Origin of the sequence: Ochrobactrum quorumnocens (genome assembly GCF_002278035.1) — a bacterium.
GTDB classification, from domain to species: Bacteria; Pseudomonadota; Alphaproteobacteria; order Rhizobiales; family Rhizobiaceae; genus Brucella; species Brucella quorumnocens.
In genome coordinates this window covers 580,849-606,571 of the sequence record NZ_CP022604.1, presented here as the reverse complement: position 1 = coordinate 606,571, position 25,723 = coordinate 580,849, and the positions used below count along the sequence as shown (strand labels likewise).

The window sequence follows — 25,723 nt, the reverse complement described above, 5'->3', positions numbered from 1 at the left end:
CTGCCTGAAACGCAGCGCTCGTATGAGACCTTCAAAGGTCAGCGTCATGGTGAGATTCAACGTCCCTCCTCCACAGCAAGACAAACGAGGTAGCGTCCGCTTTCATCCGGATCGTGTACTGAACGCAGCACAAATATGCGTCCGCCTTTGCGTAAACGCTGATCGGATGAAATATCCGCGCGATAACGCACCAGAATGCGATGCGTTATCTCTGGACGTGGGCGAATTCCAAAATCTCTCTGGTTGCTCGATATGGGTTCGATGCGCCCCCATACGGACGCAATTTCCGACCATGTTTCACGATAACCACCCATGCCATCTGCAGCCGGATGCATGGCTTCCAAGGCCAGCTCAGCTGTGAGCTGGCCTGGGTCAATAAACAGCACGTTGTTCATAGGGATATGCGTCGCCAGCTATCCACCATCTGACCGACCATCGGCGGAAGTTCCGCCTGCTTGCTGTCGAGGCCAGCACGGTTTTCGTATAGGTGCGCAGTCAGAGTGAGTATCGCCTGTTTGATCGCATCTGGCACTTCGACGCCAGTTTCGCCAAACCCGGCAATGAAGTCCACCTCAAGACCGCAGAATGACTGCGCTTCAGGATATTGTGCCATGTAAACGCGTTGCGGCCGGCGGCCATGCTGAAGCATGAACTCTTCCGGTTCCATGCTGATGGCACTTCCATCCGGTTGATAAGCAACCACAGCCGTCACCGCCTTCGCCGGATACTTGAACAGCGCCAGACGCCCTGAACGCGGCCAGCGGTCCACTCGCAAACGCCATGTCTGGTCGATGAGTGCCAACCCTGTTTCGGCTTCAACAAGTTCACGGGCCGTTTTGACAAGACGCCGCAAAATGTAGTCTTCGCTCTCGGTAGAAATTCGTAAAAACGCGCGCGCGTCAGCGACCGTCACCGGCTCGAGCGCCGGTGGCGTGACAAGAAACATTGTCATTTATTTTCCCCTTAAAATAACTCTCAAATCAGACAGTTACGCATGACACCCCAGAAAAAGATTCAACGTGTTCGCGAACTGAATCTAGCTGCCAAAATCGGCAGGGTTTCCCCAAAAAGGACTGTAAAAAATGACAGCAAAACCGCTGTCGCGCGTCTTTAAGCTACAAACTTCAGAAGCTTGATCGCATCAAAATCCTGGACGCCACCGCCCACACGCTTGGTGGTATAGAACAGCACATACGGCTTGGCAGAATACGGATCGCGCAAAACACGCAAACCAATACGATCTACAACCAGATAGCCACGCTCGAAATCGCCGAAAGCAATTGGAGTATTGCCAGCAGCAATGTCCGGCATATGCTCAGCCTCAACAAGGCCAAAGCCCATCAGTGAAGCTTTTTCACCAACGGCTGCAGGTGGCTGCCAGAGATAATTGCCGTCCGCATCTTTCAGCTTCCGCAACACGCTCTGGGTCTTACGATTCATGACAAAATTTGCGTTCTGTCGATAACCGGCTTTCAGCGCATAGATGAGCTCGATGAGCTTATCGGACGGATCCGAAGCAGGCAGCGCACCATCAACACCAGTTGCGATGTGTCCGATCTTACCCCAGGTCCAGCTTGCATCCTCGACCGTATCGTAGCTCAGGAAGCCCATCGGCTTGTTCACACCGTTGCCGGTGATGAACGCAGCGCCCTCCTGTTCAGCAAAAGCTGCTTCCACTTCCTCAGCAATCCACTGTTCCACATTGACTGCGGCATCGTCGAACAGTGATGAGGTCGCCGCTGGCATGGCGTAGATTTCCATGGTCGGGAACTGGAGTTCCGCAAGCTTTGCCGAAGCCGTCTGCGGACGCGCATCCGTTTCGCCGACCCACCCCGTAGCAGGACCACTAACCGAGAACGGCTTTTTCAGGATGGCGCCTGAGACCTGGCGTATGCTGGAGATGCCGCGGATCGGGGAAAGCACCGCCAGCCTGCGGCCGATTTCCATTTCGAGCTCTGCCGGCACAAGATAACCACCATCCGGGCCTGACGCATAAGAATGCGCCTTCAACTCGATACCACGCAGCGCCTGTTCATCGCCACGACGAACATAACCATCGAAAGCCTGTTTATGTTCGACATTGGCGACAGGCATATTCTTGCCCATTGGCGGGCGCGCAGTTTTTAGCACATATTGATCAAGCGCCTGTTTCTGCTCGTCAAGAGCGCGGTTGATGCGATCAACCTTATCGCGCAAAAGCACATCAACATCGGCACTTTTTTCAACCTTCTTCAGGCGTTCATCATTGGCCTCGCGAAAAGCCGAGAAGGCTGTCATGAATTCATCGAAGGCTTCCGACACATCGCCGTCATTACCAAGATTGGGGCCAAGATTCGAGCCAAGCGCCTTCGTTTCCACGCTCTTGGTTTCGAGCGGGATTGCATTGATATTTTTCATATTGATCCTGATTATTTAAAAGACATCATGTTGCAGGCGGCGCGCATACGCTGTGCGAGACCTGCGTTGTCTGACTGGATGGCTTCCCGCCCGTTCCTGTCGTGAAAAGCTGCAAGTGCTGCATAGCCTTTTGCTATAACCGTACGTGCAGAGGAACGGCTCAGCCCCGCATCCCGCGTGAGCCAGCGTTCAAACTGTCTGACTGTTGGCAAATCAGCCTTCAGGTTATTAATCCGCGCCTGTGGCAGCATCGGAAACGTGACCACCGAGATTTCCCATAGATCCGCTTCAACAATGTGACGTAAGCCGGTACGCCCATCCTTGCGGGCCTTGACCGTTCGGAAGCCGATGGACAGCCCATCAAGTCCACCCGCGCGCATCAGCTCCAGCGCTTCGCGTGCCCGCGCGACACCTTTGGCAAGCCTGCCTTCGACATAAAGCCCGCTTGCATCTTCCCTGATATCTGTCCAGACACCTATCGGTTCGGCAGCGTCGTGCTGCCACAGCATACGTACACCAGATGACTTTCGCGATGAAAGCGACTTCGCAAATGCGCCCTTTTCGATAACGTCATTACCAAGGTCAGGCAGACCAAAGACACTGGCGTAGCCTGAGAAGCTGCCGTCAATTTCAACCTCTTCCAGAGCAAGAGAGGCACGCTTGGTTTCAAGCCTGAATTCAGGACTTTTCATTCCCGTTCCTCTCAGAAAATGGAAATCCGGGAAGCGGCGCCTGCTTTACTCGTTCAGCAAGTCGCTTGAGAACGCCGAGAGCGGACCATGCGGCAAGGCTTGCAGCAGTCGATCCCATCAGCATCAGTTCCGCGCGTCCAAGAAGGGCCTGTAGCGACAGCGTTTCTGCGATCTTCACCCCTGCTGCGCCGCCAAAAACCATCCCGCATATGATACCGACTGCGAAACGTATCGCTGCCTCGCGTTTGCCGTTCGGCAACATATAGGCGAGCGAGACTGCGGAACCTGCCACGGCTCCAGCAATTTTTGCGAACCACACCAATGTCGCATCAGAAGTTAGGACGGTTTCGCTCAGATTGCTCATGGCGTTCTCCTTTCTGCACGCGACTGATAACCAACTGCATCGCGTTTTTCATCGTCACTCAGGAACGAAGCCTCCGAGACACGCCGCCACAAGGACTCGCGCTCAAGGGACAATCCCTCAATCCGGTCTGAATCATGCTCAAGTCTCAGATCATCACCAAATAGTGGCCCCAGCCAGCAGCCCAGCGCTTTGGCCGTGCGGTTGATCAGTGGCAAAACAGTCAGGCGATAGAAGGCGCGATTGGCTTCTGCATAATTGGCGTAAGTATTGTCGCCCGGAATACCGAGCAGCATCGGCGGCACGCCAAAAGCCAGTGTGATGTCACGTGCAGCACCGTTCTTTGCCTCGATGAAATCCATATCCTGCGGGCTGTAGCCCATGGCCTTCCAGTCAAGCCCACCTTCGAGAAGCAACGGACGCCCCGCGCCTGATGCTCCCGTGTATCCTTCCTCCAGCTCCACCTTAAGCCGCTCAAACTGCTCTTCCGTCAGATTGCCACCGTCTTTTGGTGCATAAACCAGCGCACCGGATGGACGAGCAGAATTATCCAGCAAAGCTTTGTTCCAGGCACCAGCCGCATTGTGAATATCGAGCGCCATAAGGGCTGCTTCCAGCGGCGGAAATCCATAATGATCGTCCAGCGGGTGGAACAATTTAAGATGCAGTCCAGAAGCGGTCGATCCAGAAAGCGATACGGCTCTGCTTGTGTTGCCAGAACGATAGATCAGCGATTGCGGCCAGCCATCGCTCGATGTTTCAAGTGTTACCCGCTCAGGCCGCAAAAGATGCAATTCCATGCGACCACTCGGCAAATCGACACGCTCCACATAGGCATTACCGGAAATCAGCAGATGTCCGTAAAGCCTCTCGAAGAAACTGCTACCATCCAATCCACCCTGCGGCTTTTCAATGAGATCAAGCAATGGGTGTATCTCATGTTCGGTGGTCCCTTCATAAAGCAGCAAGGGTACATTGCTCGCCGCTTCTGCAATCAGGCGCACACAGCGGTGCGCCACCGGATTGCGCATAAACCCTTCGCGGGCGAGCGATATATAATCCCGCGCGATCCACGAAGGCCCACGTTCCATATGCAAGGCCACAAAGCCGTTCGCCATCTTGGTCTGCCGTCCGTCATAAGAATGCAAGGGTGCATTCGCGGCACTTCTGCGCCACGGCCAGTTCCACGCCATATATTGGCTCTCCAATTTCTCTGAATTTTCACCCGAAGCGGCGGATACGCGGCTTTCGATCTGCATTAAGCATTAGCTCACCCAAGGCCCAAACCAGCGCATCGAGCCGATCCGGCGAACGTCCGCTTGATAGTCCTTCGGGCGCAAAATCACACATTTCATCCTCAAGCGCCGGAAAGCGTCCGGTATGTCGAACCCGGTCTTGTTCGTAGAGTGCTGCCACCGGCTCCGCGCGCAACCACTTGCCACGCGATGCCCTCCGCATCAGAACAGGCACAGAGACGTCTTCTGCCGAAAGAACTGCCGCAACCATCTCGCCCCCCTGATTGACTTCGGCCAAAATCGCATCCGCCTCAAAGCTGTGATAGAGCGCAATCGCGCGTCGTGCCCACTGATGCGGTTTGGCCATGGACATGCTTGCATCAGCAAGCACATGGCCCACGCCATTTTCATCAAGACCGGCAACGACTATCCCACAGGCGTCCGATGACTTGCCCGAGGAAGCGGGTGGATCAACGGCCACCAGAATACGCACAAGCTGTGGCGCTTCCCGTTCGAAACATTGTTCGATCCGCTCCCGCGACCACAAAGCACCCGCACGTTCTTCAATCAGCTCTCCATCCAGTTCCTGCCGTCCAAGCCGCGTGCCGGCATAATGCTGATTGATGGTCTGCATGAAGCCTTCGGCCAGATTGCTGGCATTTTCTGATGTCCGCATATCTGTCATGGACACTGAATTGTCGGTCATCAGCGTTTTCAGCAATGGCACTGCACGTGGCGTCGTTGTCACAACCTGGCGGGGAAAATCACCCAGTCTGAGCCCAAATTGCAGCATGTCCCATGTGGCTTGCGGGTTCTTCCACTTCGCCAACTCATCGCACCATGCGGCATCAAATTGTGGACCACGCAAGCTATCCGGGTCTTCGGAGGAATAGAGCGATGCCACAGCACCATTATCCCAGAGGAGCCGCCGACGTGTTGTCTCATAACGTGGGCGACTGGCACGTGAGACAGACAGAATACCCGATGGACCGTCCACCATCACCTCGCGCGCATCGGCAAAAGTCTCACCGACAAGTGCAATATGTCCACAGGCCCGCACTGCGAAAGGTTTGAGCCCGAGCGCCATACCAGACACCCATTCGGCGCCTGCCCTTGTTTTTCCGGAACCGCGCCCACCAAGAATTAGCCAGATCCGCCAGTCACCCGATGGCGGCAATTGCGCGTCACGCGCCTTGATCAGCCATTCGCATTCCGCCGCCATTATCTGTTGTCGCGTCAAGTCCGCGCCCCAGAATTTCTTGCGCGCGCCTTTGTGCAAGTTCGTCAATTCTTCTGTCAATGAGCGCCAAAGCCCGATTAATTTCGCTCAAGCTCACCACCGCGCCGGTGTCGTGATCTTGTCCGGACGGAGCCGTTTCGGAAGCGAGCTCACCGACAGTCTTAACAGCCTTGGCCAGCGCCATCAGGGCTTCGGCCTTGCTCTTATCCGGCAGTTCATCGCCATCGATCAGTTTGTTGAGTTCCGATTGCAACCGTTGCAGGGCACTTTCCGTACCGGATGGCTTGGTGAATATCTGCTCATCCAGACCAAGACATTTTAACCAGTAAAGATATTGTCTTTCAGAACAGCCCATCACCTGTGCGATCTCATTGACGGCAACGGCGTGTTTCATTTGCAGGCGAAAAGCCAGCCTGACCCGAGCCTCACGGCACTCGTCAATTTTCCGCGTTTTCAAAGAGCTTTGCCCAATATGCTTTGTAGTAAGTTTGAACCTCTTTTTTACGCAAAACCCCGAAAGCAATTTGCTTCCGGGGTTTTGGGTGCTGATAAAGCCGGGGGTATCGAGGCTGTATCAGCATCAGTCACACTTTCTTGACTGTATCTGATTGATAGCAAACCACCGTTACGCCGTCAAGGACTATTTTCCTATTTCTGATTTTTTCCCAAAAGTTTTATGGATTTCGTTTACTAATTAACGTGAGTTCTCGCTTATTAATCTGTTATGATTGACGGGCAGGTTTTGCTCGTCTCCCAATTTTCTCGGTGCCGAAGTAGAGTTTATGCGTAAAACGGCGAAAAAAGATCCTGAAGAGCAAAAGCGCAAACCATTCCGGGTTTCGCGTTTGATTGGCCTTGATGCCTGGATCGATTCTGGTCTCTACAATCTTCGTTTTTACGCCGGGGAGTGGTGGGAAAATATCACCATCTTCTCTCGTCGCTTTCGTGTACGCGGCTTCCGGCGCCTTGTCGTGGAAGTTCTGGATGAGAGTTTCACCCTCGGCGTCATAGGTTCTGTCGTTATGCTGGGGCTTGCCATGCCCGCATTCGAAGAAACCAAGAAAGACTGGCGCGCGCAGGACGATTATGCCGTTACATTTCTCGACCGCTACGGCAACGAGCTTGGCCAGCGCGGTATCTTGCATCGCCAGGCTGTGCCGATTGATGAACTTCCCGATCATGTCATCAAGGCCGTCCTCGGCACAGAGGACCGACGCTTTTTCGATCATTACGGCATCGATTTCTGGGGCCTTAGTCGTGCACTGAGCCAGAACCTCCGTGCCAATGGTGTTGTTCAGGGGGGCTCAACGCTCACGCAACAGTTGGCCAAAAACCTGTTTCTTTCCAACGAACGCACCCTCGAGCGAAAGATCAAAGAAGCGTTTCTCGCTCTCTGGCTTGAAAGCAATCTCACCAAGAAAGAGATCCTCCAGCTTTACCTCGACCGTGCCTATATGGGCGGCGGCACCTTTGGGATAGCGGCGGCATCCGAGTTTTATTTCGGTAAGAATATCAAGGATGTGAACCTTGCCGAAGCTGCAATGCTGGCAGGCCTGTTCAAAGCGCCCGCCAAATTTGCACCGCATGTCAATCTTCCGGCCGCACGTGCACGCGCAAACGTCGTTCTTTCCAACATGGTGGAAAGCGGCTTCATGAGCGATGGTCAGGTCGCAGTTGCGCGCCGCAATCCAGCAAGTGTGATCGATCGCGCCAAGAATGAAAGTCCAGATTATTTCCTCGACTGGGCTTTTGAAGAAGTGAAAAAGGTTGCGGGGAAACTACCGCAACATACGCTGACCGTGCGCACGACACTCGACCGCAACCTTCAAAAAGCTGCCGAAGAATCGCTCGAATTTCATCTCCGCCAGCACGGCAAGGAATATAATGTTTCCGAAGCTGCAACCGTTGTTATCGCAAATGATGGGTCGGTGCGCGCGCTTGTCGGTGGACGTGATTACGGCGAAAGCCAGTTCAATCGCGCGACAAAGGCACTCCGCCAAGCTGGGTCATCGTTTAAGCCCTACGTTTATGCGGCAGCAATGGAAAAGGGCATGACGCCTAGCACAATTGTTTCCGACGCACCGATTAGTTGGGGCAATTGGTCTCCCCGCAATTATGGTCGCAGTTTCGCGGGTCGTGTTGATTTGACAACTGCACTGGTGCGATCACTGAACTCTGTTCCAGTGCGACTAGCCCGCGATCATCTAACCACAGCTCCTATTGTGGCGTTGACCAAAGCCATGGGTGTGGAATCGCCGATCTCTTCGCACAAGACGATGGTGCTTGGCACATCCGAAATGACCGTGATGGATCAGGCAACAGGCTTCAACGTGTTCCCGAATGGCGGCATGGCTGGCAATCGTCACGCATTCACGCAAATCGTTTCGTCGGAGGGCAAGGTACTCTGGGATTTCACCCGCGATGCACCCAAGCCTCATCGCGCTTTGTCCGAGAAAGCAGCTTTCGAGATGAACTCCATGCTGGTGCAGGTTCCTGAACGCGGCACGGCTCGCCGTGCGGCATTGCCGATGACACGCGTCGGCGGCAAAACCGGAACGACGCAGAATTATCGCGATGCATGGTTTGTAGGTTTTACGGGCAACTTCACTGCCGCAGTCTGGTTTGGCAATGACAACTTTACTCCAATGAAAGATCTGACCGGCGGCGTTCTGCCTGCCATGGCCTGGCAGCGGATGATGAGCTATGCCCATCAGAATATCGATCTGAAGCCGATACCGGGTATTACGCCCGCCTTCCCGGTACCAGTAAAGACGACTGCACCCAAAATTGCCTCGACAGATAAGCCGGACGAAATGATGGTGGCGCCACCACGTGTCCTCTCGCCAGTAGCCACGAAAGCGCTCAAGGAGCTTAACGACAAATTCCGCAACGCACCGCCTGTTCCGGCTCTTGCCGGACGCACCAAAGTATCGGTACTTTGAGCATAGAGCACATCCCGAAAAGTGGGAACCGGCTTTCCGAATAAGATGTGCGCAAAAACAAAGAGATAGAGCATTTCTAATGACCAAAACTAAACCAAAAACGCTCTAGAATGCTGAAAACAATTCTCAAAGTCTTGACGGTATTGGCTATTGCGCTTGGCGGCGGCATATGGGCAACCGATTACACACTCGACCATTTTGACGGCTTCGGCGAATTGCAGCTTGGGGCATGGAATGCCTATCCGGCGTCTGGCACAACCGATGCTGACCCTTATTCCAAGGCACGTGCCGCGCGCAAAGCCTATCTCGCACTGGGAACTGCGGAAGGGCTTCCCTTTTATGCGCGCCGCGATAGCAACGGACGTGAGCTTAAAAGCGGATGCAGCTACCGTCTGAGCGGTTTCACACCGTCCGCGCGTTTCTGGACCCTCTATCCGGCCAATTCCAATCTGGAACCGATAAAACCCCGCGCTGGCCTCCAGCCAGCACTCCACTCACGCGAAGTGCTTTACGACAACGACGGTAGCGTAAAAGTCACCATCGGGCCGAATGCCAGCCCCGACAACTGGCTTCCGGTCGAAGGAAGCGGCAATTTTGTGCTGGTCATGACGCTCTACGACACACCCGCTGCAAGCTCTTCCGGACTGGTTGATCTTGTCATGCCGCGTATTGTGCCTGTTGCAAATGTGGAGGCGTGCCGTGGCTAAACTCCTCCGTCTGTTGCTTCTTGGTCTGGTAGGTGCCGCTATCGTACACATCGCCGTTCTGTTGCTCGTCCCGCTATACTCCAGCAAAAATGCCTGGTCGCATTTAGAAGCTTTGGGCGATGCCTATCGCTTTCATCATTTATCTGAGAAATCAGGACTGGTAAGTGATCAGGACCCGCTGATGGAACAGGCAGCATGCCGCTTCGATCTCACGGATGGGCCGGTACATATCACCGCGGAGGGCAATCTGCCTTTCTGGTCGCTGTCTGTTTATGCACCCAATGGCGATAATCTTTACAGCCTCAACGACAATGTATCGACAGACCGCGAGCTTGATCTGATCATCGCTGATCCGATCGGCATTGCGGCTCTTCGCGCCGAGGGCGTGCAGAATGATGGTCGCTCCATCATTATCGAACAGGATGTTAGCGAGGCAGCAGTTGTCCTGCGGAGTTTCATTCCAGATGCAAGCTGGCAGCAACAGGTGAAGAACTTCTTCACCCAAGCCAGTTGTCTACCATATGAAGCGGGTTAAAGCATTTTAGCCAAAAGCGGGACTGAAACCGCTCTAACTACCTGCAAAACAGACGCTTTCTCACTCACGGTTAATGAGTTGCTAAGGCTTCGTACCTATTATCCAATCTGCCGACATGCGGCAGGCCGCGTTAATAGTTTTAGCCTACCGGAGTACCTTGCGTGACAAACGATCAGTTCCGCGTCCTGGAAGAGATTTCAGGTAATCGGAACCAATCAAAATCAAGAGCTGATGGCAGCAAAGTAGACGACCTTCTGGTCGCTGCAATAGCTGCGTTTGCCTCGATCACGCGCCCCGGACGCCAGGAAGCTCATCAGCTCGAAGACCTGACATTTCCGCTTCTTGAACGCGCTACCATGCGCGGCAAACGGCAAGCAGCACATGCGCTCGCGCATATCGAAGACGCACCGCGCCGTCTTGTCCTGTCGCTGGCAAACGAACCTGTTGAGATATCCGCACCTATCCTTTTGCGTTCTCTAGTTCTCCGGTCAGAAGATCTCGTCGAGATCATCGGTAAGAATGGCCTTGCCCATGCCCGTGCCATCGCGCGCAGGCAATCTGATGACCCAATTCTAAAAGGTGTCCTGCGAAGCTTCGCTGATCCGGCGATTGATCGCTTGTTGGCGTTGCAGGAAAACCTTGCCGGCCTTGAAACCGATAGGCCAAGCACTTCGGTCGGTTTAAGCATCAATGAAAAAGCAAATGACGGTTCATCCCAACAGCCGTCCTTTTTTGGCACGAGTGCGCTTTCAGGACCTGAACATCTTATAGACACCGCGCTGCTGATTGATGATCAGATTTTCCGCACGGCATTGGCCGATTCATTGGACGTATCGTTTGAACGTGCGGATCGCATTATCGGTCAGTGGCCGGAATCACACCTGCCTATAGCTTTGCGTGCACTCGGGCTTTCAGCTGCCGAATGCTTCATGACGATGTCAGCAATCCTGGGTCCAGTTGCGGCGGACCGCCATAGTCTGCGCGAATTCATTCAGATCTACCGTTCCATTGACCGCGAGAAAGCGATGATGCTTGTCCGTCGCTGGAAGGCCGATGATATGTCGAAACTGCTACGCAGTAAGTTACGCGAGATGGCAACCGCTGCCGACGAAAGCCCGGCAACAATACGCACGAGCCTATAAATTATCTGGCGAAATCGAAAATAGGCTCGCCGGGTCGGCCACATCTTCTAACTCAATCAGCCACAGATCAGGATCAAAGCGAACTTCGCGCTCCATGCGCTCGCTTGCTCTGATGTCGTCAACATCATGGAGAATGCGCAAAAACATGCGTTCTCCATCAGTATTCTCTTCATAGGACGTTTGCGGAGCTGGCGAGTAGAGGTCGCAGGTGCCGAAGCGTGAACTGAGTTTGATGAAGATAGCGCCCGCTTCTTTCGAACCTCGGCGGGCGAGATACGCAAAACCGCCCTCACCCTGTACTTTGCGTATCAATGCTGAGACCCAGAAATCCGATGTCAGACGCATGTGTCACCCGGCATAGGGTTTGTTGAAAACTAGAGCATGTCCCCCAAAAGTGAGAACCGGTTTTGGGAAAAAGACATGCGCAAAAACAAAAAGATAAAGCATTTCTAACGATTCATCTTAAACAGGAAATGCTCTGGGTTTCCAGCGTCGCACGCGCGCATTTTGTTGCAGAACTGACGAAACGGCCGAAGTGGTGTAAACACCATGAGGGCCTGTTCGACGCATTCTGCAGTGAAATTCGCCGCGTCCGAAGGATATGGTGAAAATCGCCCATTTTTGCATCGCAAAGCCTTGATGGAGATATGCTCCACCATCGGCTTTGCTGTTGAAGCTGAACGATTTTCTCTCATACCGGGCTCCAAATCCTAATTCTCAACAGACCCTAACTTATGAGACCAATTTCACGCATTTTAGAGATCAACGCGGCATCAACTTCGCCGGTTACACGCAAGTTGAACAGCTTCTGGAATTCGCGAATAGCATCCTGTGTGGATTTACCGGGCACACCGTCAACGCTCACCATTTCATTACCAAAGGCTTTCAGACCGGCCTGCACGCGAACGATGTCCTGTGAGGAAATCTTAGCTTGCTGTTGCACAGCCGGCGTGACCGCCATCTGCTTCTTTTCTTGTGCTGGCTTGCGTTCCAGCGAAGCAAGATCCGGCGCGCGTTTGGCGGTTGCATCGACTTTCATAACTGCAGGCTCAGGACGGGGTGACGGTACGGCCAGGTCGATAACCTTGGCCACATCATCCTCATTTGCCATCTGCGTTGCACTATTTTGCGCCGGAACACCCACCTTCTTCTGGAGAGCTTGCCAACGATCGATAGCCTCGCGCGTCTGCGGCCCAGTGAAGCCATCAACTGCGCCTTGGTAGATACCGAGCGTCAGCAATCTTTGCTGCAGCCGTGCGATCTCAATATCGGCATTAGGCGCAAGTGCAGGCAGCATATCATCGATAGAGCCAGTCACTTGCAGGCGATCCGGAGACAGTTCTGCGGCTTCGGTCTGTGGTTGCGACGGGGTCGACTCAGGCGTGTCTTCACCTACAGTATTCGTTGGTGTCTCTTCGGTTTTAGTTACAGCAGCCGTTCCGGGCAGAACTGCACGCGGTGTCGCCTTGAAGACGAAGTCCGCCCGCGTTTTAAAGAAGACGGCATTATGTGCTTCGGGCTGATACCAGAGCGCATTGGCCGAAACAAAGCCCAATACTACGGCAAACGCAGTTGCGCCGCCGGTTAAGACGGGATTACGTACAATGAAATCGCCAGCGAAAATCGCCAGCGCGGAAGCCGAGCTGAAAAAGAATTTGAGCAGGCGGCGACCGAGACTATGCTGTTTTGCGGGTTTGCGCATCGATCCGCTCTGGGCTTTGTTCCCGGACTTCGTCTTTCTGCCACTCATTATTCCGTTCTCCCTGGTGACGGTGCATATCAATCACCGTGCCAAGTTGCTGTTGATCTTCTGCTCCCAAAGATTCCTGTTCGTACAGTTTTTGCGGACCGGCCACTGGCAAGTGAACGGTTACGACCGTTCCTTCGCCGACACAGCTTTTAATTTGCATTGTGCCCTGGTGCAGTTCCACCAGGCCCTTGACCACTGACAGACCAAGACCAGTTCCCTCTTGCGCGCGTGTATAATTATTGTCGGCCCGCACGAATGGCGATCCAATGCGCTGCATATCTTCTGGCTCGATGCCAATACCAGTATCGGAAACGATGATTTCGAGTTGAGGCCGGCCACCGACCATCACACGGGACGCATCGATTGTAACGCAACCGCCTGGTTCCGTGAATTTTACCGCATTGGCTGTGAGATTGAGCAAAACCTGCTGCACTGCACGACGGTCCGCGACCACTTCTCCCGTAGTCGCATTTACGCGATGGCAAAGAGCGAGGCCCTTCTTTTCAGCCTGTGGGAGCATGACCGCGGCACACATTTCAGCCGCATCGCGGAAATTGAAGCTCTGCGGTTCAATGCAATAAGTGCCAGTTTCAAGCCGCGAGTTATCAAGAACCGAGTTCACCAGTTCGAGCAGATAATGGCCCGACTTATGAATAAGACCTGCATATTCGCGCTGCTTTTCATTCTGCAGCTGACAGCCCATTTCATGCGACAACATATCTGAGAATCCGATGATCGAGTTCAGCGGCGTGCGCAGTTCATGACTTACCGTTGCCAGTAAACGGCCTTTGCCGATGCGTTCGGCTTCAAGTTGCGCCTTCAGCGTATTGATTTCGTCGATGAGCTTCTGTTCACCCTCAAGCGAGCGCCCAACGAGTACAATGACGCCATTGCTCGCTACGCCTTCCATGCGGAAAGTGAGGAAAACCGGATTGCCATTTTCAAGCGTACGCAGGCGGATATCCGCCGGGCACGCAGAACGCCCCGAACGCAAGTCTGCAAGAAGTGAAAGATATTCTACCCGATCAGCGACATGAACGCGGTCGATGAATGCCACGCCTTCACACGTCTTAGGTTCAACGCCGAGAAGTGCAGCCGACTGTGCGTCAATTTCGGAAATGACACCCTCAAAATCCATTGAGAGCTGAACATCGCCTTTTGACACCACTGGCTTTTGCTGATTGAGCGGCTTCGAGACAACAGCACTTTTGATTGTGAAGCTGCGAGCAACGAGGCTCGCCATATAAAGCATCACGACGATCAGCGAGGCCAATGATCCACCCGCAACTGCAATACTGCTTGTCAGTGCTAAAACGCTGAGAACCAAGCCTGCAGCCGCAACAGCTGCGGACGTTGCCAAAGGCTTGCGGCTTACAAACCAGACCTCAAGAGGCAATGCTGCTGCCATCACCCAAAGAGCAATATTGCTGGTATTCGCAAACGCACCTATCGCGGCAAGAGCCGCTCCATAGATTGCAAAGTTCAGTGTACCAAGAACACCGGCGCTTACGCCCATAAGGCTCACCGCACAGAAAATCATCGCCGCACCGGCAAAACTGGCGGCGAGCACAGCAAGCGCTGCAAAATCAGTCGTAACGCCCGACGCAAGCACTGCTGCAAACAGGAGAACAGGAACGAGCATAAACGAACCGACGACACGAATCGCCAAAGCATCTGACTGCTCGGTCCAGCGCTGGCAAAAACGTTCGTGAAAACGTGCAAGCGCCTGCACCTGCGTGCCTACGGTCTGTGCTACGTTTAAAAGAATGGCGTTCAACTTGCCTTACTCACTCAATATTCGCGTGGCATGTCCATCAGGGATCTGCCTGTTGACGCTAGAATTGCAGGTGAGGCTTTAAAGAAACGATAAAGCGAGAGCATGTTGAGCGTCTCTATGCAGAATCTGACAGATCAGAGCCCGAGTTTTTCCGCTATGGTAAACAGATGGTGGATATCGACACATTGAGAGGTGCCAACAAAACACCTCGAACAGGCTCTAGAGCGCCGTGCGCCCATTTGGGCGCACAAAGGTCGCTCTAACACTTTAAAATGAGAGCATAATTTTACCTTAAACTGATCCAAGTTTAAGGAATTATGCTCTAACGACTTGGTTACGGAATCTTTTCAAATTGAGAAGACAATGATCCCACCAATCCCGGCCAACAACCCTCGAGCGTAATGATCCGTTTTCTCATCAAATCCGTAATCTGGCTGTCGCTGGCATTCATGGTAATGCCGCACTTCTTTCCTGCGGACGAAGAAACACCACCTCAAAAGGCTCCAGTTCAGGCCAAAGGCGAGCCCGACTCTGTTGATCAGCTATTGGCCAATGGCAAAACAGCATTGGAAATCGGCAAGCTCTGCGTAAACAACCCATCATTCTGTGAAAACGGAACATCAATCCTTTCGAACGCCGCAAGCGGAATGCTCGAACGTAGTGGCGGCATACTCGAATATCTGAGTGATCGTTTCGGCGCGAAACAACAAGCGCCTCTACCGGATGAGCCTATTATCGCAAAGAACGAGCTGCCAGCGGAGCCGACACAAAGCCCATCACACGTTGTTCCGATTCCCACGCCGCGTTCAGTGGCACTGCGCACGCTTAAAGCGGTTCCAGCTAAGATCGAATCGTCGGAACCGCTCTAACTATCTATTCTTACGCATTATCCAACCGGCGCAATTCCCACAAAGACCAACGGTTTTCCGTGACGTTTGCGGCTTTTATCACTATATAGGCCGCATATACCAAATGGATTTCGGGCAAGTATCATGACTACCACCATCGACAGCATCATCTCCGACTTCGAATTTCTCGACGATTGGGAAGACCGCTATCGTTATGTGATTGATCTGGGTAAGGAATTACCAGCCTATCCAGACGACGCCCGCGATGCAGCGCACAAAGTGCAGGGCTGCGTCAGCCAGGTGTGGCTCAAAACCATTCCGCATGAAGGCAACGATCCGGTTATCGAATTTCTTGGTGATTCCGATGCACATATCGTGCGGGGTCTGGTCGCTATCGTGCTGGCTTTCTATTCGGGCCGTAAGGCCTCAGAAATCGTTTCGTCTGATGCAGAAGAAGTGCTCAAAAAACTCGGGCTTGATGAGCACCTCACACCGCAGCGCTCAAATGGTCTGCGTTCCATGGTTGCGCGTATCCGTCGTGATGCCGAAGCGCTGAAAGTTTCAGCCTAGAGCGCCGTGCGCGCCCTTGGGCACACAAAGATCGCTCTAACACTTTATATTTACAGCATAATTTTACCTTAAACTGATTCAAGTTTAAGGAATTATTCTGTAGAGTATGTCGCGCTCAAATGGGTTCATTTAACTGCGACATGCTTTAGCAACTGCTCTACTAAAAGTGCTGCGGACAACAACTGCCTGTCGGTTCCATTGCGTGCTGTCATCATCAGACCGACCGGCATTCCCGTAACTGGTAGGGGTAGTGTTATGCTACAAAGATCGAACTGATTGGCAATTTGCGTATTTCGCAACAAAAGCCCCTCAACGCGATCATATTCCGCAGCATCCTCGCTGACCGATGCAATTGTGGGCGCGACAATCGGCGTTGTCGGCGTCACAAAAAAATCGATACCAGCGAGCCGCTGATCCACTTCAGATACGAGCCTTGTTCTCGTATGCATCAACGCCGTGAAGTCCTCATCGGAGACGTTCAACCGCTTTGCAAGCGTATGCTTTACCCTGTCATCGACATTCGCATCTGGGTCTTTGAGCCATGTTTCGGCATGAATACGACTGGCCGCGATGCCAACGATCGAACCGATGCGCGTCGCATCGCGTAGTTGAAGAATGAGATCATCCAATTCCAGTTCAACAATCGGCAGACCAGCTGCAACCAGAACTGAAATTGCGGAATCGAACGCAGCCGCCACCTCCGGCACCAACTCTGACAAAAGTAGCCCTTTTGGCAATCCTATAGTCAGACCGCTTAATGATGCTGCCTCTGGCAGATTGGGCGCTTCACCAGCCATTACAGCATCTGCAAGAATGCAGTCGGCAACAGTCTTTGCCAAAGGTCCGATTGAATCAAGAGCGGGCGTGAGCGGAAAAGCACCATCCAAGGGAATGCGGCGCGCGGTCGGCTTAAAACCGACCAAGCCGTTCAGAGCCGCAGGGATGCGAATGGAGCCTCCTGTATCGGAACCGATGGCAATCTCGCTGGTGCCTTCAGCTCCAGAAACCGCAGCTCCTGAGGAGGAGCCGCCGGGGACTCTATTTGAATCAATCGCATTACCCGGCACGCCGTAATGCGGGTTTAATCCAACCGCGGTAAATGCAAATTCGGTCATATGCGTTTTGCCGACAATGACGGCGCCAGCATCTTTCAATCTCTGCACGACGACTGCATCGCACTGCGCATGCAAAGCCGATTTGCGAATGACGGAACCCGCTAATGTCGGCTCCCCTTTCACATCGAACAAATCTTTGATCGAAACAATTCGACCATCGAGTGGACCGCGCAAGCACCCTTCTTGCAGGCGTTTGTCTGAAGCATCGGCCTCAGCACGTGCTTCATTCGCATAGACCGTGCCGAACACCTGTTCGTCGCCCGCACGCGCCTCCAGCTTTGACAGAACTCGTTCCAGATTTTGCCGACTGCTTTGCATTCTCACCCCCGTACTTGACTGCTTTTTATTTAAACTTTCGGTCAGGTCAATGCAGTCAATCCGCGCATCTTATCCGAAAACCGTTTCACACTTTTCGGGATGCGTTCCGATTCAACCCTGGCCAGGATGGGCAGTTGGTCGATAATCACTCGCTCCCCAATGCAGAACCGTGGGAGATGGACGCTCTTTTCCTTGCGGATTGTAATGTCTATTCAGCATTGCAAGCCCCATCTTGAGCAGCATTTTTCCTGACCTCACCGGCCATTGACGTTCGCGCTCGACAGTCTCAAGACCTTTGAGAAAACAACACACATCGATCAGAACGCCGCTTAATTCAGGTCCAACTGCTTCCAATGCGCGCTCTACCCGCATCCGACTTGCAAGCGCAATATCGGTGAGTTCGGCCATTCCGCCTGAGCCCGACCGCGTTGAGTTGCTAATGCCGACATCCCATCGAGCCGAAATCGATGGCATCATGGAGCCGCGGGTAAAATCGGAGCGCAACCGTTCGCCTGCCCGAAACTCATCGTCAGAAATGAAAGTCTCGCCATCGCTATTGCGGAGACGATAGAGCTTAGCCAAAGGGGATTCAGACGGATTGATTTCAATCCTCTCCCCATGTTCAAATTCGACGGTCTCTGTCTTGCGCGCAGTTTTTAAGCTTTTACTCGCTGTCCTACGGGTAGCCCCAGAGATCACCAAGCGTTGCCCTTCGCACTTTAGGATGCCACGCTTCTGCATCGCCTCGAGTTCCACACGCGTTGCAGCGATCGTACCCTGTTCTCCCACAAGCAGGACGTGCGTATCACGTACAGAGTCCTGAACATCACATCCGCCTTGCTTCAAAAAGCGAAGGATTCTTGCTTCGGAGGTTGAAAACACTTCACTCATGCCGCCATTCTCCAAGCCGAGAATCCCAAACTGACTACCTTTTCCAGCGTGGAAACAATAGCATTGTAACCTTCATCATCGCGCCTGTCCTCGACCAGATGGCAGGCATACATGACTGTGGTACGATCCCGTGCAAACCCGACCGCAACTTCGCTCATCACCATTCCGAACGACGTGTGTGCGAGATACATCCCCAACTGCCTGACTTGTGCGACTTCCCGTCTGCATCGCAAGGGCGAGCGCAGTTCTGCACCGCTAACAGAAAAATATGCGGACAACAGATCAATCAGTGCATCACAAAGTTCCACGCTTTTTTCCTGTCGCCTCCGCCCCAACGCACGACCAGAATTATCGATCTTGAGCGCTCGTCCGTGTCGCGTTGCGATCACGTTTAGAACCTCAAGAGCCTCAGCCCGGGTATGGATGATATCTGTTAGTTCCAAAGACATTCATCTTTCCTCACCGTAATAGGAATATCTTCTTATAATGAGAAAATTGCAAGCGTGGATAAGTTTTTTACAACGCGCAAATGAACGCATATCCACTGAAAACAAATAAAATAGGAATCTTATCCAACAGAACCAAATATGAGTGATCCTGTCACCCGAACCAGAAACAAACTGATGAGGGTCAAAATGATGGAAGTTGCACTGAAAGAAGCGAGCATGAATTTTCTAACTGCTCGAAAAGAAGAACGCATGTGCGCAATGCAGCGTGTAGCACTTCAAATGATTGCTGGGATTGATATGGATAAGCTGCTAGGCGCACCGGACGCAGAGCGGGCGCAGGCACAAACCAAGCTCAGTCGGCTGATTGAACGTGAACGTCTAAGAGGCGTCAACAGTCACTGGAGCTATGATCTCAACCGCCACATCGCCTTAAAGCAGGCATTTGATCGTCTTGGCGGGAGACATATACGGCGAATACCGGCAAAATAACCAAACTTAAAATAATGGCCCGAAACGCATGTAGAAAATTCCATGCTTTCCGGGCCACTATTAAAGCGTTCCCAACAAAGTGCGATGCGGGTTTGCTCAGGATAATACGTAACAACAAATACATAGAGCGGTTCCAACGATTCAGTCTCAATTGGAGCCGCTCTAAAATATGATCACTGCGATATCGAAAGCGAAGCTTCACACTTCAGCAAGATTCTTATTACGCGTCCTTAGGCTTACGGCCCAAGCCCATCTTCTTAGCAAGACGCGAACGGGCTGCTGCGTAGTTAGGGGCAACCATTGGGTAGTTAGGATCAAGGTCCCACTTTTCACGGTACTGTTCAGGAGTCATGCTATAGTGGGTCATCAAGTGACGCTTAAGCGACTTGAACTTCTTACCGTCTTCCAGGCAGATAATGTAATCGTCAGTAACCGACTTCTTCGGATTAACGGCTGGCTTCGGCTTTTCCACAACGACCGGAGCTTCTTCACGCTCAACGTGACGCTTGAAAGCAGAATGCACTTCCGAAATCAGGAGAGGCAGTTCGCTTGCACGAATGGAGTTGTTTCCGACATAAGCAGCAACAACATCAGCAGTAAGGCTGAGAAGCAACTCTGCGCTTTCGTCGAAGATTTCAGGGTTTTCCATTATTTTTCCTTTTTTTGTCTTTGCTTTGGCTCAAGCAGACTGCGACTCTCAGAACCGATTGCCGTCTACACGAAATTCTTATGCCCTGCCCAACTCATTCCGCGATGCAAATAACAATGAATAGTGCCATTTGCAATAGAATTGTCAAACCACATTACATTAACAGAATTGAATTCTTCTTGGATGTGTAAATACAGTGTACTTAAACACAAAACGTCAAGCGCTATTCAAACTAGCCAAACGCATTCGGCGCTGTTGTCAGCTCTGTCGTATATTCTCGAAGATGGGGGGATTAGCATCTCTTTTCCGCCGCTTCCTTAATTTGTAGCTCACACATAAGCAATAGATTTTTTCCGCCAAGTCTATTTACCACTGCCACTGCAAACACAATTTATTGATTACGACCTTGAATAAGGAGTCGGGCAGCAAAAAGGCATAACTAAAATATATTTCACTCAGATCAGCTCGCATTTGGCTTATCCACCAACTATATAATTGCCACGAACCACAGAGCACATGCCGGCATTCAGATGCACAAGCAATTTAGTAGTGTGTTGAAGAGTTTATGCCCAATTTGCACTGTGCGTCTGTCCAATCCATACGGCTTCGCACAAGAGAGGAGATATAAATGTCTAACTCTGCCGATCAATCCCGCACACTGAGGGTCATAAAGACTGATGCGGAATGGCGCGAGCAGCTTACGCCGATCCAGTACCAGATCACCCGTCAGCACGGCACTGAACGTGCGTTCTCCAGTCCGAACTTCGACAGTTCCCTACACGGTACTTATCGCTGCGTTTGCTGTGATCGCCCGCTGTATAAATCGGAAGCGAAATACGAATCCGGGACCGGCTGGCCGAGCTTCTATCAGCCAATCGAGCCAGGTGCCGTGGCGGCCTTTGAAGATCATTCCTATGGTATGAACCGCACCGAAATTCGCTGCTCCGACTGCGACGCCCATCTGGGGCATGTTTTCCCGGACGGCCCAGCGCCAACGGGTCTTCGCTATTGCATGAACGGAAACGCACTGATCTTCGATCAAGAATAATAACTTAGCTCTTACAGTCCGAACCTTCGCACAGTTCGGACTGATTTCATTTGCTTCTTACTGGATTTTACATGCCACACGACACCAATTCTCATCAGCCACCCAAAGCACCAAAGCATCCAGCGAAGGATAACCGTCACGGCATCTCCCGCACCGATGACTATGCATGGCTCCGCGCTGACAACTGGCAGGAAGTCTTCAAAGACCCTTCTGTTCTGGCGCCCGAAATTCGCGATCATCTGGACGCAGAAAATGCCTATCAGACTGCTTTGATGCAGGACACGGATGCGCTTCAGAAAGAACTTTTCGCCGAGATGCGCGGACGCATCAAGGAAGACGATTCATCCATTCCGTCAAAGGATGGCCCTTTCGCTTACGGCGTCTCTTATCGGACTGGCGGCGAACAGCCCTATTTCATTCGGACACCACGCGATGGCGGCGATGAAACCATTCTGCTTGATGGCGACAAGGAAGCAGAAGACAAAGCCTATTTCCGCCTCGCATCTGCGGACCATTCTCCCGATCACAATCGTTTGATCTGGGGATATGACGACAAGGGGTCAGAGTTCTACAAGCTCAAGGTACGTGATCTCGACAGCATGTCGGATCTTGAAGACATTCTTACTGATACCAATGGCGGAGGCAGTTGGGATGCTGGCAGCAAAGGTTTCTTCTATACTTTGCTGGATGAAAATCACAGACCGTCAAAGGTCTTCTACCATGAGATCGGGACGGCACAGACGCAGGACAAGCTGATCTTTGAGGAAAAGGATCCCGGTTTCTTCCTTGGCGTCGGAGGCTCTGCGCTCGATGACTTCATCTTCATCGATATTCATGATCACGAGACTTCGGAATGCTGGTCGTTGCCTGCCAACGATCCATCTGCAAAACCGCAGCTGATCATGGCCCGCAAAACGGGCGTCGAATACGATATCGCGCCCGGTGGCGATGAGTTTTTCATTCTGACCAATATCGATGGCGCCAAAGATTTCAAAATCATGCGCGCACCTGCATCGGCACCACAGCAGGAAAACTGGGAAGAAGTCGTCGCCGAAGTACCAGGACGGCTGATCCTTTCGCATTCTGCCTATAAGCGACATCTGGTCTGGATGGAGCGTGACAATGGCCTGCCACGCATCGTTATCCGTGATCGTGAAACCGGCGAGCAACACGCCATAGCATTCGATGAAGAAGCCTATTCGCTCGGCCTGCACGGCAGTGCGGAATACGATACGGATGTCATTCGTTTCTCCTATTCTTCGATGACAACGCCTGAACAGCTGTTTGATTACAATATGGACACGCGTGAACGCGCGTTGCTCAAAACGCAGGAAGTGCCTTCCGGCCACAATATCGAAGACTATGTAACGCGGCGTATCCTTGCGCCTGCGGTTGACGGCGAACTGGTTCCCGTTTCGTTGATTTATCATAAGGACACACAGCTTGACGGCTCTGCACCATGCCTGCTCTATGGCTACGGTTCTTACGGCATCACCATTCCGGCGAGCTTCAGCACATCACGGCTTTCACTTGTTGATCGTGGCTTCATTTATGCCATTGCGCATATTCGCGGCGGCAAAGACAAAGGTTTTGCGTGGTACGAAAACGGCAAGCGTGAAAAGAAGACCAACACGTTCACAGATTTCATCGCCGCAGCAGAGCATCTCGTCAAAGAAGGCTTCACCAGCCATGATCGCATCGTTGCTCATGGCGGCTCGGCGGGTGGGATGCTGATGGGCGCAATCGCCAACATGGCACCGGAAGCCTTTGGCGGCATCATCGCGGAAGTTCCATTCGTGGATGTGCTCAACACCATGCTCGATGATACGCTGCCGCTGACGCCGCCAGAATGGCCGGAATGGGGCAATCCGATCACCGCTGAGGCCGATTATCGTAACATTGCAGCCTATTCGCCTTACGATAATGTCAGCGCGCAGGCCTATCCACGCATTTTGGCAGTAGCTGGTCTGACCGATCCGCGCGTTACCTATTGGGAGCCAGCGAAATGGGTTGCCAAGCTGCGTGAACTCAAAACCGATGATCATCCGGTTCTCTTCCGCATCAATATGGATGCAGGACATGCCGGTGCATCAGGCCGCTTCTCTCGACTGGAAGAAGTCGCCTACACCTATGCATTTGCGCTGAAGGCAGTCGGAAAAGCTTAGCCTCTTATTATTAAGCTTCATGAAACTAAAAACTCCCGCCTGATGAAGATCCGGCGGGAGTTTTAGTTTTTATGTTCGACCAACAACTACGCTATGGGCGATAAGCCCAGCCCGCCGGCAGGCGTTCGCTTTTTAAGAGCACTGATCATAACCGCAAAAGCTATAACCGCGATCATGCAATCTGCCAGTGGGAAGGCGAACCAAATCGCTTTTCCACCCCAAAACGCTGTGAGTGTTGTGACAAAAGCAGGGAGCAGCACAAACGGTTTACTCAGTGTCAAAATCGCTGCCCGCGTAGGCTGACCAATTGCCTGAAAATAGAGCGCGAAAACCAAAACCGGCCCAATGAAGAGATAAACATAGGTCATCGGACGAATGATCTCTCCAACGGCATGGCTTACGGCAAGATCATCGACAAAGATCAGGCCTATGGAATTGCTTACCGTCAGAACAACAATCTGGATGATGAGGCAATAAATGAATACCGTGGTAAGCGCGATGCGCAGCACAGTATCCGAACGTTTATAAAGCCCCGCGCCAACATTATTACCAACAATGCTTTGCATGGCGAGCGCCACCGCCATCAAAGGCAGATAAGTGAAGCCAAAAATCCGCATCACAATGCCATAGGCCGCGACGTTCAAAGCGTAATCCATGCCTTCAGAAAGCCGGAGCGCGCAGATCACGAAGGCTGTGCTCAATGCAATGCCGATGAAGCTCAAGCTTAATGGGGCGCCTAGTCCGGCAATACGTGCCCAGCCCTCGACCCAAGAATTACGCCACAAAACATCCAGCGATATTGCACCTCGCCTGAATTGCCTGAAACCGAGCAGTAACAGCAAGCCGAGCGCCTGCGCAAAAGCCGTACCCAGCGCCGATCCCGCTATACCAAGTCCCATTTCCGCAATAAGGATATAGTTCAGCACAATGTTTGCGAGCGTCACCCCGACAGACATCACAGCGATCAGGCCAGCCCTACCCTCATTGCGCCATGCATCGGCATGAAGCCCAAGTATGAATTGCAGAGGCAAGGTAAGCATGGTGATCAGCAGAAAAAGATAAGCCATTTCTGCAAGCTGCACGTCTCCGTCCGCCATGCCATTGATCAACGGTCGTCCGACAAGAAAAAAGAGCACAATCAAAGCCAGAGCAATAACAAGTGCCAGACCATGAGCGCGGGCAAACGTTGCTGAAGCCTCTGCAATCCTGCTCCCACCCAATTGTCTTGCTATTTGGCTCGACATGCCTCCACTCACAAGCGTGGACATCGCGATTGTGAGCATAACGGCAGGAAACACCAGACTGACCGCAGCCATCGCACGAGCGCCAACAAAATGACCTAGAAAAACGGCATCAACAACGCTCAGCAAGCCGTTCATAACCATGATGAGTGTCATGGGCAGCACATTGGCCAAGAATACGCGCGCCGGAGAAGCATGCAAAAAACGATTATCGAGTGATTGTCCCGAAGGCATCACAGACTCCTCAAATCACATTTCAATTGCGATGGATGCCTGCGTTACCACCAACGAAATGCTTCGAGGGTGAAACAATCAAATCGCCGAACTTCACCGAGACATCAGTCTGCAGGCGGCAGGTGCCGGAACCTGCCGTTGTCTAGTGACAAATATCCCCTTCTGTCAACAAATATGCCACGCAAAGAAAGATCAAGAATAGTTCGAGATACTAGAGCATAATTCCTTAAACTTGGATCAGTTTAAGGTAAAATTATGCTCTCATTTGAAAGTGTTAGAGCGACCTTTGTGCACCCAAATGGGTGCACGGCGCTCTAATTCAGCGAACAATCATCTGAACTTGCACGAAAACTTGGGCTTAGAAAACTTCCCCAGATGCCGTATAATCACTTCAGTTACAGCGGTTCCAGTTAATATTGAATCGTCGGAACCGCTGTAACTATTTGTTTTTACGCATTTTCGAACGCAAAACCGGTTCCCACTTTTGCTGGAAATGCTTTAAATAGCTTTGGATCAAGGGAGAACCCGATGTTGCGTCCCGGTATCGCCATTTCAATAGCTTTAATCAGTTTGATCGTCTCTGCCTTTGTTGCGTTGTCTTTCGTTACTACCGCAAATGCTCAGGTTCGCAAAAACGTTAGTGAATTTGCGGGTCAGCGTTGCAATACGCCGCCGCGCGGCAGTGGCGTTATCATCGGCCAGTTCAGCGGTGTGGATGATTCCCCTTTTGTGAGTGACGGTGACGGGTTGGTGCCCATCGACCGCTTCCGCTGCTTCAAAACCATGTCGGAATGCAAAGGCTGGCTCTATACAATGCAGAGCAAATACACCAACGCCGGACTGCCAACCGTAGTGCGCTGCACGAAACGATAACGACAAAACTGTGATTTTGCGCCCTCCATCTTAATGTCATGCTGCCCGAGAGGCG

27 protein-coding genes are annotated in these 25,723 nt (G+C 52.4%); 10 read left to right on the top strand and 17 right to left on the bottom strand.

The genetic code is table 11. From position 1 onward, the window contains the following. Positions 1-56 precede the first annotated feature (56 nt). The 8 genes from CES85_RS12370 to CES85_RS12335 all read right to left on the bottom strand — a co-directional run bounded on the left by CES85_RS12370 (position 57) and on the right by CES85_RS12335 (position 6,319). Positions 57-395 (bottom strand): phage head closure protein, encoded by a 339-nt coding sequence (locus CES85_RS12370; RefSeq protein WP_095446267.1) that lies wholly within the window; start codon positions 393-395, stop codon positions 57-59. Continuing rightward, positions 392-952 (bottom strand): head-tail connector protein, encoded by a 561-nt coding sequence (locus tag CES85_RS12365; RefSeq protein WP_095446266.1) that lies wholly within the window; start codon positions 950-952, stop codon positions 392-394. Before CES85_RS12365 ends, CES85_RS12370 begins: the two co-directional genes overlap by 4 nt. Before the next feature lie 158 nt (positions 953-1,110). Continuing rightward, positions 1,111-2,397, bottom strand: a complete 1,287-nt coding sequence (locus CES85_RS12360; protein ID WP_095446265.1) for a phage major capsid protein — start codon at positions 2,395-2,397, stop codon at positions 1,111-1,113. A gap of 11 nt (positions 2,398-2,408) precedes the next feature. Then, a complete protein-coding gene (locus tag CES85_RS12355) occupies positions 2,409-3,089 on the bottom strand; it encodes an HK97 family phage prohead protease (RefSeq protein WP_095446264.1) in 681 nt (226 codons plus the stop codon). Then, positions 3,076-3,453, bottom strand: a complete 378-nt coding sequence (locus CES85_RS12350; RefSeq protein WP_095446263.1) for a DUF6107 family protein — start codon at positions 3,451-3,453, stop codon at positions 3,076-3,078. The genes CES85_RS12355 and CES85_RS12350 overlap by 14 nt, the downstream gene beginning before the upstream one ends. Then, a complete protein-coding gene (locus CES85_RS12345) occupies positions 3,450-4,643 on the bottom strand; it encodes a phage portal protein (protein ID WP_095447857.1) in 1,194 nt (397 codons plus the stop codon). The genes CES85_RS12350 and CES85_RS12345 overlap by 4 nt, the downstream gene beginning before the upstream one ends. 28 nt (positions 4,644-4,671) lie before the next feature. Further along, positions 4,672-5,907, bottom strand: a complete 1,236-nt coding sequence (locus tag CES85_RS12340) for a DNA-packaging protein (RefSeq protein ID WP_095446262.1) — start codon at positions 5,905-5,907, stop codon at positions 4,672-4,674. Then, positions 5,870-6,319, bottom strand: coding sequence for a hypothetical protein (locus CES85_RS12335; RefSeq protein WP_244923277.1), 450 nt, complete (start codon positions 6,317-6,319; stop codon positions 5,870-5,872). The genes CES85_RS12340 and CES85_RS12335 overlap by 38 nt, the downstream gene beginning before the upstream one ends. A 388-nt stretch (positions 6,320-6,707) precedes the next feature. On the opposite strand from CES85_RS12335, the gene CES85_RS12330 reads away from it, so the two are divergent. The 4 genes from CES85_RS12330 to CES85_RS12315 all read left to right on the top strand — a co-directional run bounded on the left by CES85_RS12330 (position 6,708) and on the right by CES85_RS12315 (position 11,251). Continuing rightward, positions 6,708-8,867, top strand: a complete 2,160-nt coding sequence (locus tag CES85_RS12330) for a penicillin-binding protein 1A (protein WP_095446260.1) — start codon at positions 6,708-6,710, stop codon at positions 8,865-8,867. Positions 8,868-8,977: 110 nt separating this feature from the next. Continuing rightward, positions 8,978-9,574: a DUF1214 domain-containing protein gene (locus CES85_RS12325; RefSeq protein WP_095446259.1), complete on the top strand. Its 597-nt coding sequence runs from the start codon at positions 8,978-8,980 to the stop codon at positions 9,572-9,574. Next, on the top strand, positions 9,567-10,109 hold the full coding sequence (locus CES85_RS12320) for a DUF1254 domain-containing protein (RefSeq protein ID WP_095446258.1): 543 nt from the start codon (positions 9,567-9,569) through the stop codon (positions 10,107-10,109). Before CES85_RS12325 ends, CES85_RS12320 begins: the two co-directional genes overlap by 8 nt. Positions 10,110-10,270: 161 nt before the next feature. Then, on the top strand, positions 10,271-11,251 hold the full coding sequence (locus CES85_RS12315; protein ID WP_095446257.1) for a DUF2336 domain-containing protein: 981 nt from the start codon (positions 10,271-10,273) through the stop codon (positions 11,249-11,251). On the opposite strand, the gene CES85_RS12310 is transcribed toward CES85_RS12315, so the two are convergent. The 4 genes from CES85_RS12310 to CES85_RS12295 all read right to left on the bottom strand — a co-directional run bounded on the left by CES85_RS12310 (position 11,246) and on the right by CES85_RS12295 (position 14,778). Continuing rightward, positions 11,246-11,596 carry a DUF1491 family protein gene (locus CES85_RS12310; protein ID WP_095446256.1) on the bottom strand — a complete coding sequence of 117 codons (351 nt, stop codon included), beginning with the start codon at positions 11,594-11,596 and terminating at the stop codon, positions 11,246-11,248. The genes CES85_RS12315 and CES85_RS12310 overlap by 6 nt on opposite strands. A gap of 104 nt (positions 11,597-11,700) precedes the next feature. Continuing rightward, on the bottom strand, positions 11,701-11,946 hold the full coding sequence (locus CES85_RS12305) for a hypothetical protein (protein ID WP_095446255.1): 246 nt from the start codon (positions 11,944-11,946) through the stop codon (positions 11,701-11,703). A gap of 32 nt (positions 11,947-11,978) precedes the next feature. Continuing rightward, a complete protein-coding gene (locus CES85_RS12300) occupies positions 11,979-12,953 on the bottom strand; it encodes a peptidoglycan-binding domain-containing protein (protein ID WP_095446254.1) in 975 nt (324 codons plus the stop codon). Further along, a complete protein-coding gene (locus tag CES85_RS12295) occupies positions 12,928-14,778 on the bottom strand; it encodes a sensor histidine kinase (protein WP_095446253.1) in 1,851 nt (616 codons plus the stop codon). The genes CES85_RS12300 and CES85_RS12295 overlap by 26 nt, the downstream gene beginning before the upstream one ends. A gap of 401 nt (positions 14,779-15,179) precedes the next feature. Between CES85_RS12295 and CES85_RS12290 the strand changes: the two genes are divergently transcribed. Further along, the gene (locus tag CES85_RS12290; protein ID WP_095446252.1) at positions 15,180-15,647 is read left to right on the top strand and encodes a hypothetical protein; all 468 of its coding nucleotides are present in this window, start codon (positions 15,180-15,182) and stop codon (positions 15,645-15,647) included. Positions 15,648-15,770: 123 nt separating this feature from the next. Further along, positions 15,771-16,196 carry a SufE family protein gene (locus CES85_RS12285; RefSeq protein ID WP_095446251.1) on the top strand — a complete coding sequence of 142 codons (426 nt, stop codon included), beginning with the start codon at positions 15,771-15,773 and terminating at the stop codon, positions 16,194-16,196. Between the two features lie 125 nt (positions 16,197-16,321). Here CES85_RS12285 and CES85_RS12280 read toward each other — a convergent pair whose 3' ends face one another. From CES85_RS12280 to CES85_RS12270, 3 genes are all read right to left on the bottom strand, one after another. Continuing rightward, the gene (locus CES85_RS12280) at positions 16,322-17,629 is read right to left on the bottom strand and encodes an amidase (protein ID WP_095446250.1); all 1,308 of its coding nucleotides are present in this window, start codon (positions 17,627-17,629) and stop codon (positions 16,322-16,324) included. A gap of 111 nt (positions 17,630-17,740) precedes the next feature. After that, a complete protein-coding gene (locus CES85_RS12275; RefSeq protein WP_095446249.1) occupies positions 17,741-18,520 on the bottom strand; it encodes a DUF6456 domain-containing protein in 780 nt (259 codons plus the stop codon). After that, complete coding sequence (locus CES85_RS12270; RefSeq protein WP_095447856.1) at positions 18,517-18,963, bottom strand: helix-turn-helix domain-containing protein; 447 nt, start codon at positions 18,961-18,963, stop codon at positions 18,517-18,519. The genes CES85_RS12275 and CES85_RS12270 overlap by 4 nt, the downstream gene beginning before the upstream one ends. Before the next feature lie 192 nt (positions 18,964-19,155). Here CES85_RS12270 and CES85_RS12265 point away from each other — a divergent pair, with 192 nt between their 5' ends. Then, the gene (locus CES85_RS12265) at positions 19,156-19,458 is read left to right on the top strand and encodes a cytoplasmic protein (RefSeq protein WP_095446248.1); all 303 of its coding nucleotides are present in this window, start codon (positions 19,156-19,158) and stop codon (positions 19,456-19,458) included. 220 nt (positions 19,459-19,678) lie between these two features. Here CES85_RS12265 and CES85_RS12260 read toward each other — a convergent pair whose 3' ends face one another. Next, positions 19,679-20,107 (bottom strand): Ros/MucR family transcriptional regulator, encoded by a 429-nt coding sequence (locus CES85_RS12260; protein WP_024897256.1) that lies wholly within the window; start codon positions 20,105-20,107, stop codon positions 19,679-19,681. Between the two features lie 628 nt (positions 20,108-20,735). On the opposite strand from CES85_RS12260, the gene msrB reads away from it, so the two are divergent. Both msrB and CES85_RS12250 read left to right on the top strand, forming a co-directional pair. Beyond that, positions 20,736-21,155, top strand: a complete 420-nt coding sequence (gene msrB / locus CES85_RS12255; protein WP_095446247.1) for a peptide-methionine (R)-S-oxide reductase MsrB — start codon at positions 20,736-20,738, stop codon at positions 21,153-21,155. A gap of 71 nt (positions 21,156-21,226) precedes the next feature. Continuing rightward, positions 21,227-23,320, top strand: a complete 2,094-nt coding sequence (locus tag CES85_RS12250) for a S9 family peptidase (RefSeq protein ID WP_095446246.1) — start codon at positions 21,227-21,229, stop codon at positions 23,318-23,320. Positions 23,321-23,406: 86 nt separating this feature from the next. On the opposite strand, the gene CES85_RS12245 is transcribed toward CES85_RS12250, so the two are convergent. Further along, positions 23,407-24,795 carry an MATE family efflux transporter gene (locus CES85_RS12245; protein WP_095446245.1) on the bottom strand — a complete coding sequence of 463 codons (1,389 nt, stop codon included), beginning with the start codon at positions 24,793-24,795 and terminating at the stop codon, positions 23,407-23,409. A 528-nt stretch (positions 24,796-25,323) separates the two neighbouring features. On the opposite strand from CES85_RS12245, the gene CES85_RS12240 reads away from it, so the two are divergent. Further along, a complete protein-coding gene (locus CES85_RS12240; RefSeq protein WP_095446244.1) occupies positions 25,324-25,668 on the top strand; it encodes a hypothetical protein in 345 nt (114 codons plus the stop codon). The last annotated feature ends 55 nt before the right edge of the window (positions 25,669-25,723 follow it).